Origin of the sequence: Vreelandella aquamarina (assembly GCF_900110265.1) — a bacterium.
Lineage (GTDB): Bacteria > Pseudomonadota > Gammaproteobacteria > Pseudomonadales > Halomonadaceae > Vreelandella > Vreelandella aquamarina.
Window position 1 is genome coordinate 1 of sequence record NZ_FODB01000070.1, and the last position, 16,553, is coordinate 16,553.

General features: G+C 57.6%; 10 protein-coding genes. 4 read left to right on the top strand and 6 right to left on the bottom strand.

Going from position 1 to position 16,553, the window contains the following annotated elements:
* Positions 1–433 precede the first annotated feature (433 nt).
* Positions 434–688 carry a response regulator gene (locus tag BMY49_RS18065; RefSeq protein ID WP_276325996.1) on the bottom strand — a complete coding sequence of 85 codons (255 nt, stop codon included), beginning with the start codon at positions 686–688 and terminating at the stop codon, positions 434–436.
* 367 nt (positions 689–1,055) lie between these two features.
* Here BMY49_RS18065 and BMY49_RS15335 point away from each other — a divergent pair, with 367 nt between their 5' ends.
* Positions 1,056–2,825, top strand: a complete 1,770-nt coding sequence (locus BMY49_RS15335) for a mechanosensitive ion channel family protein (protein ID WP_089675963.1) — start codon at positions 1,056–1,058, stop codon at positions 2,823–2,825.
* Positions 2,826–2,866: 41 nt separating this feature from the next.
* Here the strand turns inward: BMY49_RS15335 and BMY49_RS15340 are convergent, their stop codons facing one another.
* Positions 2,867–6,340, bottom strand: a complete 3,474-nt coding sequence (locus tag BMY49_RS15340) for an acyl-[ACP]--phospholipid O-acyltransferase (protein ID WP_089675960.1) — start codon at positions 6,338–6,340, stop codon at positions 2,867–2,869.
* Positions 6,341–6,533: 193 nt separating this feature from the next.
* Here BMY49_RS15340 and BMY49_RS15345 point away from each other — a divergent pair, with 193 nt between their 5' ends.
* On the top strand, positions 6,534–7,388 hold the full coding sequence (locus BMY49_RS15345) for a putative RNA methyltransferase (RefSeq protein ID WP_074210971.1): 855 nt from the start codon (positions 6,534–6,536) through the stop codon (positions 7,386–7,388).
* A 107-nt stretch (positions 7,389–7,495) separates the two neighbouring features.
* Here BMY49_RS15345 and BMY49_RS15350 read toward each other — a convergent pair whose 3' ends face one another.
* Positions 7,496–7,702 (bottom strand): cold-shock protein, encoded by a 207-nt coding sequence (locus tag BMY49_RS15350; RefSeq protein WP_009095703.1) that lies wholly within the window; start codon positions 7,700–7,702, stop codon positions 7,496–7,498.
* 475 nt (positions 7,703–8,177) lie between these two features.
* On the opposite strand from BMY49_RS15350, the gene BMY49_RS15355 reads away from it, so the two are divergent.
* Entirely contained in the window at positions 8,178–9,443 is a 1,266-nt protein-coding gene (locus BMY49_RS15355) for a dicarboxylate/amino acid:cation symporter (RefSeq protein WP_044629800.1), read from the top strand.
* A 234-nt stretch (positions 9,444–9,677) separates the two neighbouring features.
* Here BMY49_RS15355 and BMY49_RS15365 read toward each other — a convergent pair whose 3' ends face one another.
* On the bottom strand, positions 9,678–9,851 hold the full coding sequence (locus BMY49_RS15365) for a YqaE/Pmp3 family membrane protein (protein WP_044629799.1): 174 nt from the start codon (positions 9,849–9,851) through the stop codon (positions 9,678–9,680).
* Between the two features lie 186 nt (positions 9,852–10,037).
* Between BMY49_RS15365 and BMY49_RS15370 the strand changes: the two genes are divergently transcribed.
* The gene (locus BMY49_RS15370; protein WP_089675961.1) at positions 10,038–12,080 is read left to right on the top strand and encodes a TonB-dependent receptor family protein; all 2,043 of its coding nucleotides are present in this window, start codon (positions 10,038–10,040) and stop codon (positions 12,078–12,080) included.
* A gap of 234 nt (positions 12,081–12,314) precedes the next feature.
* Here the strand turns inward: BMY49_RS15370 and BMY49_RS15375 are convergent, their stop codons facing one another.
* Positions 12,315–14,888: a glucose/quinate/shikimate family membrane-bound PQQ-dependent dehydrogenase gene (locus BMY49_RS15375; protein ID WP_089675962.1), complete on the bottom strand. Its 2,574-nt coding sequence runs from the start codon at positions 14,886–14,888 to the stop codon at positions 12,315–12,317.
* 280 nt (positions 14,889–15,168) lie between these two features.
* Positions 15,169–16,173, bottom strand: coding sequence for an NADP-dependent oxidoreductase (locus BMY49_RS15380; RefSeq protein ID WP_062361357.1), 1,005 nt, complete (start codon positions 16,171–16,173; stop codon positions 15,169–15,171).
* Between the last annotated feature and the right edge of the window lie 380 nt (positions 16,174–16,553).

Sequence of the window (16,553 nt, forward strand, 5' to 3'; positions counted from 1 at the left end):
GGAAGTAGATGCGGCGGGTAGATGGGAGGAAGGTCGCGCGCCTTACCCTGGGAGGCCTGTTCGCCTGCCATTGGCTACCGACACCGTGAGGTGTCGGGATGGGCGAACAGGAGTCAGCAGAGGTCATAGTAGGCTCTTTAACCAAGAGCTGAAGGGCTGAACCTGTCACGAGCGGATAGTTGACCGCTTTCTGATGTGTACGAGCAGAAGCCTCCCCGGAGGGCTCTCGATAACTGTGTGGCGGGCCGGAAGCCCAACGACTGTCGAAGCGCTCAGAGCACACAGGCGGGCGGATTCAGCGGAACGAAGCTCAGTCCAATAGTGGATGACAGGAACCGCCGTGGTACGGAACCGTATGCCCGGTGGTGTGGGAGGGCGCCGGGGGTGACCCCGGCCCCTACCCGATCCACGCTTAGCGCTCTCGGCTCAGGCTTTACACGGTGAATGAGCCGGTAGACGTAGGCAGAAAGATACGCCCTGATTTTTCAAGCGAGGCGGACGCCATAGCATCCACTCGCCGAAACAGCGCTTTTACCCGGACGGAAAGCTCTGCCACGCTGAATGGCTTCGTGAGATAGTCTTCTGCTTCCATTTCCAGCCTCAGCACTCTGTCCAGCTCGGCCACGTGCATACGAACCAGCTCGCCGATACCTGGGTTATCCTCGATGATCAGTACGTTTCGCGTCATAGCTTCCTGGCTCTCGAAAGGGGCGTTACTCTTTCATGCTGTCGGTGGAGTCCATGTGATCGTTCTCCATGCTCATGTCGTCCATGGAGTGGCTCATGCCATCGACGAGCTGTTGCTCACCGCGCTGTATGACGACGCGTTTAATCGCCTAGGAAATTTGGAAAACTGAGTGAAAAACTAAGCGGCCATTTCTTGCCTTCGCCTTACGCCACCAAGCGCTATAGCCACGATTGCTTGCCGGATAAGGTAACGTGGTCTGTACTTTGACCAACCATCGACACGGATAGCCCACTGATTTAAATGGGCGGGCGGCACAAGCTGTTGGTTGATGGCGGGTATTGGCTCACTTTTACTGAATAAGGCAAGTATGAAAAATTACAGCTCGTGGCCCGTTTGGGGTGTGCTGGTCGTCACGCTACTGTTCTCTAGCGTTGGCATGGCGCAAACGCAAGGCGATGAGAGCGAGAACCCGCGTTGGTTCACCATGGATGCGATCAACACAGGGTTGGGTGAAGTTCCCGAAGAGGCGAAGCGTATGTCGCCACGGGAAACGATCCGCAGCTTTTTAAACTTCACCGAAGAGGAAAATTACGCCGATGCGGCGCATTTGTTGAACCTAGCAGACGTTGATCCTAGCGAGCAGTCAACGCGGGGAGCCGAGCTGGCCAAACAGCTGGCGGAAGTGCTAAGGCGCGGCGAGTGGCTGAACGCTTCTAATTTGCCTGGCCGCCAAGACGCTGCTATTGAGGATCCGTCTGGCCAAAACCCTTTGGCTGGCGAGCCACGGCGCAACATTGAACTGGCTGCGTTGCAGGTAGAAGGCCAAGCCTATGATGTGCGCTTAGGCCGCTACCGTGTTGGCGAGGAAGACCCCGTATGGTTGATTATGCCGGAAAGCGTGTCGTCGATTCCCGCACTGTATGAGGAGTATGGCCCCTCCATGCTGGAAAGCTATATTCCCGAACGCTTCAAAGCGTCGTTTGGCGTGCTGAAAATCTGGGAGTGGCTGGCGATCCCTATTTTTCTGATCACGATTGGCTTAGTGGGAGTGGCAACGTATTACCTTGTCAGTTTGATCGCGCGCATTCTGCCCTCCGGGCTCTCGACCATTTTTGCTGATCAAATTGGCGTGCCCGTCGCGTTCATTGTGGTGTCATTGTTCACCCAGATGCTGCTGGATTACGTGGTGTCGTTTTCAGCGGTAGCGACCACGACGTTTAGGGTGCTACTGATCGCGATCATGGCCTGGGGGGCAGGCACTATTGCGCTGCGGTTGGTCGATACCATCATGCTACGCATGACTCGCCGCTTGGTGGGGGAAATCGACGACACCAAACCCAAAGACAAACGACGGCTGCTGACCTCACTCTACGCCCTACGCCGGGTGATTATCTTGATCACCGTGGTGGCGGTTTCGGTGTATGTGCTGGGGCAAATCCAGCTGTTCGAATCGTTGGGCCTGTCCATTCTGGCCTCGGCCAGTGTGTTGGCCGTGCTGGTCGGTATCGCGGGGCAGACGGTGCTGGGCAATATTCTGTCGTCGTTCCAACTCTCACTGGCCAAGCCCATCCGCATTGGCGATTTGGTGATCTTCGAAGGGCAGTGGTGCTATGTGGAAGGGATTTTCTACACCTTCATTCGGCTGCGTTCTTGGGATGAGCGGCGGTTGATCGTGCCGGTCACGTACTTTACGTCCAAACCGTTAGAAAACCTCTCGGTGAAAAGCACCAAAATGTACCGCTTCATGGAGCTAACCCTGCACCTCAGCGCGGATATCTCTCAGGTGCGTGAGAAGTTTTTAGAATTCGCTAAGGAAGAAGAGTGCGTGATTGAGCACCATAAGCTGCTCTGCTACGTCACAGGCCAAACTTCCTACGCACAAACGGTCACCTGCTACTTAATGACCTCGGACCCGCTAGCGGGCTGGACCGCTGAGATGAACGTGCGTGAGAAGCTGATGGCCTATATCCGCGACGAACATCCCGAGTGGTGGCCCCGCGACGTGGTGGTGATTAGCCATCATGATATTGCGCGTGGGGAGCATGCTAGACAATCAAGCGGCCAACAGAAAGGTGCGACGGGACAAACCGGTGAGTCAAACGACTCAAGTGACGCACCGGACGGCGGTGCTGAGTAAGTTCGCCAGAAAGGGCAGCGGCCATGCCGCTGCCCTTTTTACTAAGATGATTCAGCCGCCAGCTGCGCTTCGGCAAGCCGTTTCGCGCCAGCAAAGTCTGCTTTTCCTGACCCTAGACGAGGTATCTCTTCCACGGTGAGCCAGTCGCTGGGAATCATTAACGCGGGCGTACCGTGGCTGCGCAGGGCGGTTTTGAGCGTTTGGGCGTCCAGCGCTGCTTCGCTCAGTAGGACGATGCGCTCGCCTTTGTTTGCATCGGGCAGGCTGACGGCCATCAGCGGTATGTTGGGGTCGTCGACAACCGCTCTGACCGCGGCTTCGACGGCGCTGAGGCTGACCATTTCGCCGCCGATTTTGGCAAAACGGGCGTAGCGGTCGATCAGTGTTAAAAATCCATCTTCATCGATAAACCCTTTATCGCCGGTAACGTACCAGCGCTGGCCGTCGAAGCTTTTGAGGACCTGTTCGGTGCGCTGGGGGTCGTTGAGATAGCCCTGCATCACCTGCGGCCCGCTAATCACAATCATGCCTGGCTCGTTGGTGGGTAGCTCCTCGAAGCTCTCTGGATCGACGACCTTAATGCTGGTGCCGGGGAGCGGCATACCCACGGTGCCGGGCTTATTGCCTTTTTGAACCTGCTGGTAGTGAACGCCGACGGCGTCGGGTAGGTTAACGGCCGCTACGGGGGCGGTTTCTGTCGCGCCGTAACCTTCATAAATCGCCTTACCGAATTTTTGCGCAAACCCTTCACGTACGCTGTCATCCAGTTTCTCGGCACCGGCCACCACAACACGTAGGCTTGCCAACATGGCGGGCTGTACCTTTGGGCTGCGGTTGAACAGGCGCAGCATGCTGGAGGTGCCGAACATAATGGTGGCTTTATGCTTGGCCACCGCGTTGGCGACGCCTGGGGCATCGGTGGGGTCGGCGTGACTGGCCATCGGCAGCCCTTCGATCAATGGCAGTAGCTGGGTGACGGTAAAACCGAACGCGTGAAAGAGCGGCAGCGAGGCCATGACCACATCGTCGTGCTGGGTATTGAGCACGTCGGAGGTCTGCTTGATATTCGCCATCAGGTTGCGGTGGCTCAGCATCACACCCTTAGGCTGCCCTTCGCTGCCGCTGGAGAACAGAATGGCCGCCGTGGCGTCCGCATTCCGTCCATAGCAGAACAGCGCTTGTAACAACCAAGCGGGCAGCAGGCGCACGGCAAGAAACGTACTGACGCGCTCAAACCGGGAGATCCCCGCCTGTAGATCTTCCAAATAGATCACCTGCTTACCTTCCAGCAGCGATTCTACTGCCAGCCCCCGCTGGCTCAGCTTTTCCACAAAGCGGCGCGCGGTGACGACGGTGCGAATATCGGCTTGCTGCAGCGCAGAGGCAAGGGACGCTTGGCTGGCGGTGTAGTTCAAGTTCACCAGCGTTTTACCCGCGAGCAGCGTGGCCATATTGGCCAGTACCCCAGCAGTGCTGGTAGGCAGCAAAAGGCCAAGCGTCGCTTCGTTGAGGCTACGGTGGCGAAAGCGCTTGGCGAGCAGCAGGCTAGCGGTGAGCGCTTGGCCTGCGTTGAGTGGGCGACCCAAGGCGTCGGCCAACGCTGGGGCGCTTGGGCTGCGTTTGACACTGTTGATCCAGGCCTCAGGCAGCGAAGGCAGCTCCTCCATGGCGTGTTGCCACGAGTGGGTCGCCTGCTCGAAGATACGCCGTTTGAGTACGTCGGCGGGGGTGTCTTTGGGCAGCGGTTTACCAAAGGCGACTACCACAGAGCGGTGCAGCGGCGCATTGCGTAGCTCTTTGAGTTTACTAGACGAGCGGGAGAATTGGCTGCCCCACAGGCCACGCAGGTAAAACGGCACGATGCGCACGTCTGGGTGGGCGTGTTTGCAGGCGCGCTCGTAGCCTCGGCGCAGCTCGCCCAACTGGCCGTTGCGGCTAATCGCTCCTTCGGGAAACAGGCAAACCACTTCCCCTGCGTTGAGCTGCTCGGCCACGGCGGCCAGCGCGTTCTCGGCCCCTGCGCCGCGCTCAATGGGAATGCAGCCCAGCGCTTTAAAGAACCAGCGTAGGTACCAGCGCTGGTAGATGTTTTTCAGCATCACAAAGCGCACCGGGCGCGGGCTAGCAATTTGCACCATCGCCCAGTCTACCCAACTAATGTGGTTGCCCAGCAGCAGCACGCCGCCTTGGGCGGGCAGGTTTTCCAGCCCGTGAACGTCTACGCGGTAACGGCGGGTAATCAGGAAGCTGAGAATAAAGCGCACTAAGCTCTGGGGCAGTTTGGAAATGGTGTAGCCGCCGCCCACCATCGCCACGCTGGCGACCAACAGCAGCAGGTAGTGGCTATCGACCCCCGCCAGCGCGAACAGCGCGGTGAGCACCAAAAAGCCCAGCATCGAAAGGTTTTGGATCCAGTTATTGGCGGCCAGCACGGTGCCTAGCTCGTGATCCGCCGCATGAAACTGGATCAACGCGTTGAGCGGCACGATAAATAGCCCGCCCATCATGCCGATGAACACAAAGTTGAGCGCTTGGCTGGTGGGCGTGGTGAGGAGAGGAAGGCACCAAAGTCCGACGGCGACCCCGACAGCACCCAGCGGAATTAACCCGGTTTCAATACGGTTGCGGGAGAGCTTGCTGGCTAACAGCGAGCCGAGAGCAATGCCGATACCGCTGGCGGCGAGAATGGCTTGCAGCACCAGCGTGTTCTCAATGCTGAGCGCCTCTTTGGCATAGGCGGGAAAAGCGGCTAGCAGCACTTGCCCCACCGACCAGAACGTCGCCAACCCAATGATGGAGAGCCGCAGCACCGGCTGGTGGGCAAGAATACTCAGATTGTTTTTTAGCGCAGTGCCGCTGCGGTAGCGTGCCCAGGTGAGCGGGGTAGCCGCAGGCTGTGCTTCATCCAGTTTGAGCCGATAGAGGGCGACGACCTGAAGGCCGCTGTTAAGCACCAGTAGCCAGCCCAGCGGAGCGATATGGCGCAGTAGGTCGCTTGGCGTACTGGCGCTGGGGGTGACCCAGTGTTCAAACAGGGCGGTAAACGCTACCGTGCCGGCCAGGATCGCACCAATGGTAACCGCCTGCACTAGCCCGTTGGCTTCGGCTAGCCGGGGCTTACCAAACAGCCCTTTTACCAGGCCGTATTTAGCAGGCGAGTAGAACGCCGACTGAATGGCCAATAGTAGCGTCATCGCAAAGGCGAGCCAGAACCAGCCTTGATAATAAGCGGCCGTGATCCCCAGCGATACCGCCACCGCCGCCCAGGCGGAGAGCCTTAGCACACGTACTTTGGGAGTGCTGTCGGCAATATGGCCTGCCGGGCTGAAGAGGAGAATAAACGGCAGCAGAATTAGCCCATTCACCAGAGCGGTAAGCACGACCTGGGTCGCGCCATCGTAGCTTTTGAAAATCGTATTCTGAATGACGATTTTGTGCCCGAGATCTACGAAGGCATTGAGAAAGATGGCCATCAAGTAGGGCCAAGCACCCGCGATGCGCAGCAAAGGTTGCATGGTATGTCGCCTTAGTCGCCGAAAGTTAACGCACTGTCGGCAAACGGGGTGAGTGTTGCAACGCTCACCGTTCAAGTTGAGTTATATGGGCTTTCCGGTATCGTTAATGTTTAGATGCCTGATGCCCATCGATGATGTGTCAGCATATTGCCCGTCTATTCACACCAGAAAAAGCCGTCACGAGAAACTTCCGATGAATCGTACCCCTTTTCAGGCCCTGGCCTGCCCATTAGACGGCGAACCGCTCCAGTTGGAAGGTGGCACGTGGCGGTGTGCCTCAAACCATAGTTTCGATGTGGCCAAGCAAGGGTACGTGAACCTGCTGCCCGTGCAGCAAAAGCGCTCCACCGATCCCGGCGACAGCAAAGCCATGGTGGCCGCACGCCAGCGCTTTTTGGCGGCGGGTGACTATGCGCCTATAGCAAAGGCGCTTAGCCAGGCGGTGATGCGCCACTGTGAGCAGGCAGAAACGTACAGCTGCCTGGATGCAGGCTGTGGCGAGGGTTACTACCTGCGCCAACTGTCCCAATACATGACCGAGTCGCAGGCGCTGTCACTGATGGGGTTGGATATCTCGAAATGGGCGGTGCAGTCGGCGGCGAAGCAAGACGATAAGCGGGCTCCCATAAGTCGTTGGGTTGTGGGCAGTAACGCCCAATTGCCGGTGCAGTCAGCAACGCTGGATAGCGTGCTGTGTATGTTTGGCTTTCCGGTATACGGTGAGTTTGCACGTGTACTTAAGCCGGGCGGGCAACTGCTTCAAGTAGAAGCGGGGCCGGAGCACCTGCGCGAGCTGCGGGAAATTATTTATCCCACCTTAAAACCTGCACGTGAGAAAGCGCCTGATGTACCGGAAGGGTTTGCCCACCGAGCTTCCGAGCAGATTCGCTACGCTATTTCATTAGAAGGGGCAGACGTTATCCGCGATTTGCTGACCATGACGCCGCATTTGTATCGTGCCAGTGCGGAGGGGCGCGAGCGAGCAGCTAACTTGGAGCAGCTAACGCTGACTATTGATGCTCAACTAATCGTATGGGAGAGGATTTAATACCCAAACGCAAAAAGGCCCGCCGAGGCGGGCCTTTCTGTTTGAACCGTTCACCTAATGGGTGAGGGTTCTAGCAAACTTTTCAGTGCTATCTAGAAAGATAGGACTTAGGAGATTTGCTTGATGTTAGAAGCCTGAAGGCCTTTTTTACCCTGGGTAACGTCAAAAGAGACGTTAGCGCCTTCCTGAAGGGTTTTGAAGCCGTCAGACTGAATTTCAGAGAAGTGTGCAAACAGGTCGTCGCCACCGTCAGAAGGAGCGATGAAACCGAAGCCTTTGGTGTCGTTAAACCATTTAACTGTGCCAGTTGCCATTGTGTAGATCCTTTGCGCTAAAGCGCCGTAATAAAGTTCCTGGTATTACCCAGATGAAGTAGCGGGTGAAACAAGGAATACAATATCAGGCTGCCGAAAAAGATCGTACACTTCTGAAACCATGCTGCTTGCTAACCAACTGACGCTACAGTGTCATGCTTCTTAGCCTAGGTCAAAGCCTTTCTGCATTTATTTTCATAGGGCAGCGAGTGGTAGGTTCGCTACTTCCAACCCATTTTCCAGGTGCTATCGTCTTTTAGCGTTGATCGTATTCATGATGGCTCCAGTCAATAGTGTTGAGCAGGGGCACGCCGTCTATCCTAGCTAAAGTGGCGGGAGACTCCATGCTAAGCTATTTAGTCGGCGTAATGGAGCTCAAGCAAACGCCACGCTGGTTTGGCAACCCGCGATGATGCAACATGACGTGGTTTTCCATTGATTTATACCAACCTGATTTAAACCAACAGGGCATTCAATGACATATTTATGGAAGCGCTACCTTCAAGCGTCGCTCATTTTGCGCGTCACCATCGCGCTGGTGATGGGTGTTCTGGTGGGTATTGTGGGCGGTGACTGGGTGGCCGTTTGGCTGGCACCGCTGGGTGATTTACTGCTACGTCTCCTGACTTTCCTCATCGTACCGATTGTTCTGTTTACGCTCATGGTAGGGGTGAATCAGTCTCGGGAAGGAAGCGCAGGGCGCGTTGGCGGCAAAGTGTTTATTTACTATTTGGCCTCTTCTGCATTCGCCATTGTGGTGGGCTTAACCGTGGCAACGCTATTTAGCCCAGGCAGCGGCATGACGCTCAACGACAGCGCGAGCTTCTCGGTACCCGAGAATCCCGGTGTGGTCGATGCGCTGCTCAATATCGTGCCGGGCAATATCGTGGCCGCTTTTGCCGAGCTCAATATGCTGGGCATCATCTTTACCGCGCTGGTGTTCGGGATTGCGCTGTTGAAAATGCGCCAATCTGAGCAGCAGCACGCGCTTGGCGAGCAGCTTTATCAAGTTATTGAAGGGTTAAACGAGGTGACCCTGAAGGTGATGTCGGGGGTGCTGCATTTTGTGCCCATTGGCGTCTTTGCCATTGTTGCTGAAACGGTGAGCCAGCAGGGGATGGAAACGCTTCTTTCGCTGGGTGACATGGTGATGGTGCTGTACATCGCGCTCGGCGCACAGCTGTTGATCTACTGCGCGGTGATGCTGCTGTTTGGCGTGAAGTTACGCAGCTTTTTTGGTGAGGCGCGCACGCCGATGGCCACCGCGTTTGCAACCCAAAGCAGCTCCGGCACGCTGCCTGTTACGATTAACGCCGCGCAGCGTTTAGGCATCCCGAAAAGCATTTATGGCTTTAGCCTGCCCCTGGGAGCAACGCTCAATATGGACGGTGCCGCCATCCGTATTGCCATTTCAGCGGTGTTTGCCGCCAACGTGATTGGCGCTCCTCTGGATTTGATGAGCATGGTGCAGATCGTGCTGATCGGCACGCTGGTCACGGTAGGCACGGCCGGGGTGCCAGGGGCGGGCATCATCATGATCGCCACCGTGTTTGCCCAAGTAGGCCTGCCCATCGAAACCGTGGCGCTACTCACCGCCATTGATGCCCTGGTAGGTATGGGGGCAACGGCGCTGAATGTCACGGGAGACTTGGTCGGCACGACCGTGATTGCCCGAAGTGAAGGGCATACGCTGGCTGAAGCGCCTGATGAAGAAGGCGGCCACGCGGTGGAGAACGGCTAATCCGTATTCAGACGATAGGGGGGGGCAGCATGGTTTACGATCATGAGTATCGCTACTTAGAACGCGCCGTGGCGCTAGCAGAAGAGGCGCTCAACGCCGGTGATGGACCCTTTGGCAGCGTATTAGTCAGCGCCTAAGCCGTTTCAACCAGAGTTTAACAAACGCCGCCTTGCGCAATGCAAGGCGGCGTTTGTTAAACTAATGACGCAATGAGAGATTACGCAATGAGAGAGGCTAGTGCTTCAATATGACGTAGAAGGCGTGAATGATGCCTGGAATGAAGCCAAAGAGCGTCAGCAGGATGTTGAGCCAAAAGTGTCCTTTGAAACCGACCTCAAAAAACACCCCTAGCGGGGGAAAGATAACCGCAAAAATCATCTTGATCGGGTCAGTCGCGGTAAACGCCATGTAGCCTCCTTTGCTTACACCGTTAGTATAATGTTGCCCAGCCGCCAGTGTAGAACTAATCCCTACACTTGGCTAATTAGTCACTCCATCATACCACTACCATTTTACGTAGCCGTTCCCCGATGAACGTCATAACGTTGAGCGCTCACTGATGATTCATTGGGGTTTTTCATTGGAAAGGATGCCATGACTCGCTATCTCCCTCCTTCATTATTGTTACTCAGCACCGCTTTTTCCGCCCCCGTATGGGCACAAACCGATACAGAAGCCGTACTGCCCACTGTAGAAGTCAGCGCACCGCGCTTGGCGCGTGAGATTTACGCCACGCCTGCTGCGGTCTCGACGATAGAGCAAGACGCCATTGCCCAAGGCCAGCAGCGGGTGCGTTTGGATGAGTCGCTCAACCGGGTGCCGGGCGTTTTCCTGCAGAACCGCGATAATTTTGCCCAGGGGCAGCGTATTTCGATTCGCGGCTTTGGTGCCCGCGCACCGTTTGGGGTGCGTGGCATTACGGTGATGGTGGACGGTATTCCTTACACGCTGCCGGATGGGCAGGCCCAGCTAGATGCGATTGATTTGGATAGCGCTGAGCGCATTGAGGTCATTCGTGGGCCGTCCTCGGTGCTCTACGGCAACGCGGCGGGTGGCGTGATCGACATTACCACCGCCGATGGGCGCGACAACCCCGGCACTCGGCTGCGTATGGGCGCCGGTAGCGATGGCTACCAGAAAATGGCGCTGCAAAATGGCGGCGTGCAGGGGGATTGGTCGCACCATATCAGCCTCACTGCGCTGAACGTAGATGGCTACCGGGAGCAGAGTTCCACCGAGAAGTATCTGCTCAATGCCAAGCTGCGCCGTGAGCTGGGCAGCGATCGGGCACTCACCGCCATCATCAACTTGCTGGATAACCCCCGCTCGGAAGACCCCGGCGCGCTCAACGCCCGCGAGGTGGCCGAAGGGCGCGACCAAGCCGCACCGAACTCGCTGGCGCTAGATGCTGGTCAAACCGTCGACCAGCAGTTGATCGGCCTGCAATACGAGGATTTGTCTGCAGGGGAGGGTGAGCTGTACCTGAAAGGCTTTATCGCTCAGAGGGATTTTGAGCAACAGCTACCGTTTGTGGGCAGCAGCCGCCTGGGCTATCAGCGCGATTACATGGGCGCTAGCGCCGAGTATCACCACGAGGTAACGCTAGGCAACCTGCCGCTGAATTACATCGTGGGGGTGGATGCCGTACGCCAGAAAGATGACCGCTTCCGCAACGATGTGAATCCCCAAGGGGCGGTGGGCGAGCCGCTCGCGGATGAAACCCAAACCGCGACTTCCACTGGTGTGTTTGCCCAGGGGGACTTAGCGCTGTCAGAGCAGCTTTCGCTCTCATTGGGCGCACGGTTTGACCGGGTGGCACTTGATGTCGACGACGATTTTGCCGCCGATGGCGACCAGAGTGGCCAGCGCACCTTTAACGAATGGAGCGGCTCTGCCGGGCTGAGCTACCGCTATCGCCCGCAGCACCAAGCGTATATCAATACCGGCACGGCCTTCGAGACGCCGACGTTCTCTGAGTTTGCCAACCCCGCTGGCGGTGGCTTCAACCCCAGCGTAGAGCCGCAAAAAGCCTGGAACCGTGAAGTGGGGCTGCGTGGTTACATCGAGCCGCTGGCGCTGGATTACGATGTCGCGCTCTTCTCCGTCCGCGTGCGCGATGAGCTGGTACCCTACGACGAAGGCGGCCGTACGTTCTACCAGAACGCCGGGGATACCAACCGTGATGGTGTCGAGCTGGCGCTGGGGTGGCAGTTGGCCGACCAGTGGCGCTTGGACAGTGCGCTGACCCTGGCGCGCTACGAGTTCGACGAGTTTGCCACTCCTTCTGAACGCTTCGATGGCAACCGCATTCCCGGCCTGCCGGAACAAACCTGGGTGAACCAGCTAACGTGGGAGAACCTTGACGAGCGCTTCGCCACGTTAGAGACCGAATACGTCGGTGACTTGGTGGCCGATAACGCCAACGAGACGTCGGTGGATAGCTACTGGCTGGTGAACCTACGGGTGGGCGACGGCTGGCAACTGAGCCAACAGACCCGGCTAAGCGCCTATGTGGGCCTGCGTAACCTGCTGGATGAAGAGCACTACTCCAATGTGCGCTTGAACGGCACCTTTGGACGCTTTTACGAACCCGCACCAGGGCGCAGCGTTTATGGTGGTGTCGAGCTGAGTTTTTAACGCTGGCTATGCTTAAGGCTGACTCAGGGTTCAGGTAGCGCCAGATGCAAAAAGGGCGGCCTATGGCCGCCATATCAGTCAGTTAAAGTATTGATCTATCAGTTACGCTTGGTAAGTCTGCTGTGGGAGGCCGCTTTAGCGGGCGAATGGCGCCGTCAGGCGCCTTGGCTAAGCCACCAGTCGCGAGCTGAAGCTCCCTCCCACCAGCACTAGCTGACTCCGTAGAGCTAGCGGTTACTCCGGTAACGCGTAGCCAATCACGTAGTCACCCATCTTGGTGCCAAAGGTACCGTGACCACCGGCCGTCACCACCACGTACTGGCGGCCGTCGGCGCCGGTATAGGTCATCGGCGTGGCCTGACCACCGGCGGGTAAGCGCGCTTTGTAGAGCTCTTCACCCGTGGTGATGTCGTAGCCGCGTAAGTACTGGTCCAGCGTGCCGCTCAAGAAAGAGACGCCGCCAGCGGTGGTCAGCGGGCCGCCCAGCGCAGGAACGCCGACGTTCAACCCAATCGGCAGGCCAAAGGGCATGCTGTCGCGGGTGGTACCGTTGCGATGTTTCCACACCACTTCCGACGCTTGCAGGTCGATACCTGCCACATCGCCCCAGGAGGGCGCTTGGCAGGGTAAGCCCAGCACGGAAAGCAGCGGGCCTAGTTCTACCGCATAGGGTGCGCCTTCGTTAGGCTGTAGGCCTTGTTCACTGGCGGAGCCTTGGCCCTCTTCCACTTGATCACGGGGCACCAGCGTAGAAACAAACGCGAGGTACTTCGCACCGGTAAATAGCGCCTGGCGTTCAGGGTCGACCGCAACGCCACCCCAGTTCATTACCCCCACATTACCCGGGTAGACGATGCTGCCTTCCAAGGAGGGCGGCGTGTACTGGCCTTCGTAGCGCAGCGAGCGGAACTGGATGCGACACATCATCTGATCGAACGGTGACGCGCCCCACATATCTCGCTCGGTGAGCGGTGGTGGCAGCAGGTTCAGCGCCGAACGCGGCTGCGTCTCTGCGGTCCAGTCGCCTTCAATGGCCCCCTGCGGTGCGGGCACTTCTTCGATCGGCACGATGGGCGCGCCGGTTTCCCGGTTGAGCACGTAGAGGCTGCCCTGCTTGGTGGGCTGAATGACGGCTGGCTGGGTGCCGTTTTCAGTTGCTAGGTCGATCAGAACCGGCTGAGCCGGGGTGTCCATATCCCACAGGTCGTGGTGAACGAACTGGTAGACCCAGGCCACTTGGCCGTCGTCCAAATTCAGCGCTACGAGCCCTGCGCTGTAGGTTTCATCGTTTTCAGAGCGGTCAGCGCCGTACTGGTCCGGCGTGGCATTGCCCGTGGGCAGATACACGAGCCCCAATTCTTCATCGACGCTGATGGGTGCCCACACGTTGGGAGAGCCGCGGGTATAGGTTTCACCCTCTTTGAGTGGGGCGGTGTCGTCTGGGTTGCCACTGTCCCAGTTCCACACCAGCTCGCCGGTATGCACGTCGAAGGCACGAATCACGCCGGACGGTTCGTCGATGGAGCTGTTGTCGGTGACGTGGCCGCCCAAAATGATCAGGTCTTCCGTCACCGTGGCCGGAGAGGTGGAGTAGTAGCCGCCAGGGGAGAACTCGCCAATGTTATTGGTGAGATCCACTTCGCCGTTGTTGCCAAAGCTTTCGCAGCGCTCGCCGGTATCGGCATTCAGCGCAATCAGGCGGGCATCGGCAGTGGGCAAGTAGAGCCTGCGCGGGCACATTACGTCCGTGGCGCTGAGCATGGCCGCTTCACCGCCGTCCTCAGACGCTGGGTTATCGCCTAGGCCGCTGATGAAGAGCAGGAAGGCCAGGTCCAGGTCGAACTGGCTGCCGTCATCAAACAGCACGCGAGCGGCGGCCGCGCCGTTTTCCGCAGGCGTCGTGCCATCGTTAGCGCTGCTGTCTGTATTTTCAGCGTCGTCGTTCGAGGCTTCGTCGTTAGAAGAATCGTAGTTAGCAGCATCATAGTAGGCGAGGCCGCGGCAGGTCATGTGGGCCCAACCGGAGAAATCGTCTGCGCCCATGGTGCTGATATTGGGATCAAACTCCCAAAGGGTTTCGCCGGTTTCCGGTGACAGCGCCATGGCACGGCTATGCGAGGTGCAGATATATAGGCTGTCGTTGACTTTCAGCGGCGTATTCTGGTTGGTGATTTCCGGCGGGGCATTGGGGCCGGGTTCATCGCCGGTTTGAATGCGCCACACTTCTTCCAATTCGCCAACGTTCTCGGGCGTGATTTGGTCGAGTGACGAGTAGTGGGTGCCAGCATTGCTACCACCGTAGGCAGGCCAGTCGTCGCCCGCGACCTGGGCCGGGTTGACCGCCTCGGTGTTATTGGCAGACTCGATGCTGCCCTCAATGGTGCCTGGGTAGCTAAACTGGCTGGCGATGGCGACGATGATAGCGGCGCCAATGCTGGCCATAAGGGCGAGACTGCCACCGCGCGAGTTGAGTGGTTTGCGCCACCACGGCAGCAGCATGATGATGCCGATTAGGCAGGGAATGGCGACCCTAGGTACCAGTTGCCACCAGTCTAGGCCTACTTCCCAAAGCGCCCACACCAGGGTGGCAAACAAAATGAGGGCGTACAGCCAAAGTGCCGCCCCTTTGCGCAAGGCCAGCAGCAGCCCGGCCACCACCACGGCGACCCCAGCAATTAAGTAGTAAGCACTACCGCCCAGCATAAGCAGTTGGCCGCCACCTACGGCAAGTGCTACGCCAGCTATCGCTAGCAGCAAACCCAGCAGCAAGGCTGGCCATTTGCCACGATCACGCGTGTGTTCATCCATGAGGTAAACCCCTATTGACAACAAGTTGATGCTGCTTTGATAAACATCAAAGCAGCGGCTCCACAACGTGCCCTAACCCATCGGCAGCGCCGATGGGTTAAAACACACATTGATTAGCTGTGATTTTAATAATCAATTCGCTTTTGGTCTAACACTTTGCTGGCTAATTATTTCTATCGACAAAAAAGCCGCGCTATTCACCATAGCGCGGCTCAGATAGATAAGCTGGGAAAGGTGTCAGATTTAACCTAGCGTAACCTCGTTAACAGCAGCCTGGTGCTTAATCAGATAGCTTCACCAGCATTTTGCCGGTATTGCCGCCTTCAAACAGCGCTAAAAAGGCGTCTGGCGTGCTTTCAAGTCCTTCTTTGATCGTCTCTTTATAGTCCAGCTTGCCATCAGCCACCTGAGGAGCGACTTCATTTAAGAAGTAGCCATAGCTGGCCCAGTGGTCGGCGACAATAAAGCCCTGCATTTTGGCTTTACGTGCCACCAACTGCGACAGGTTACTTGGCCCTGGGGCTGGGGTTTCCGCATTGTAGCCATCAATCATCCCGCAGACGGCAATGCGTGCGCCTTCGTTAAGTTGGCTGAGTGCCGCTTCCAAACAGATACCGCCTACGTTCTCAAAATAGACGTCGATGCCGTTGGGGCTGGCGAGTTTAATGGCATCGCTTAACTCTTGCGCGCTGCGGTCACGGTAGCTGACCGGTTCAACGCCTAGCGACTCCAGCCAAGCAAGCTTATGCGCAGCACCTGCGATACCCACGACATGGCAGCCTTTTGCTTTTGCCAGCTGCACCACCAGAGACCCCACCGCGCCGCTGGCGGCACTCACCAAAACGTTATCGCCCGGTTTGCACTCGGCTATTAGGTTAAGGCCTGTCCAGGCGGTCATGCCGGGCATGCCCAGAACGCCTAGGTAGGCTTGGTCTGGCACGTTGTGATCTGGAAGAGCGGTGACACTATCTCCCGGCAGCTGTGCGATATCGCGCCAGCCGCCCATGTGGCTCACTTTATCGCCCACTTTCAAGTTGGGGTGGTTAGAGGCGATGACTTCGCCAATCGCGCCGCCTTCCATTGGCTTTCCAAGCTGAAAGGGCGCTACGTAGGTGTGCACGCCGCTCATCCGGCCACGCATGTAGGGGTCTACCGAGAGCCAGTGATTGCGAATGCGTACTTCGCCTTCATCTAGGTCGGGAAGCTCCTGGCTCTCTAAGGAAAATAGCTCGCGCTTAGGTAGGCCGGTGGGGTGGTCGGTGAGGGTATAAAAACGAGATAGCATCGCTGCCTCCTGCATCAAAATGGTAAGTCACGCTCCTAGCAGGGTAGAGACCATTAGCACGCATGCAAGTTCGCGGACTTAACACGAGATCGAGTAGGAGGGGGAGTCGCCTCCCCCGTCCTCTCACACCACCGGGCAAACGGATCCGTACCACGGCGGTTCCTGTCCCCCATTATCGGGCTGAGCTTCGTTCCGCTGAATTCGCTCGCCTGTGTGCTCTGAGCGCTTCGACAGTCTTTGGGCTTCCGGCCCGCCATACAGTTATCGAGAGCCCTCCGGGGAGGCTTCTGCTCGTACACATCAGAGAGTGGTCAACTATCCACTCGTGACAGGTTCAGCCCTTCAGCTCTTGGTTAGAGAGCCTAATATGGCCTCTGCTG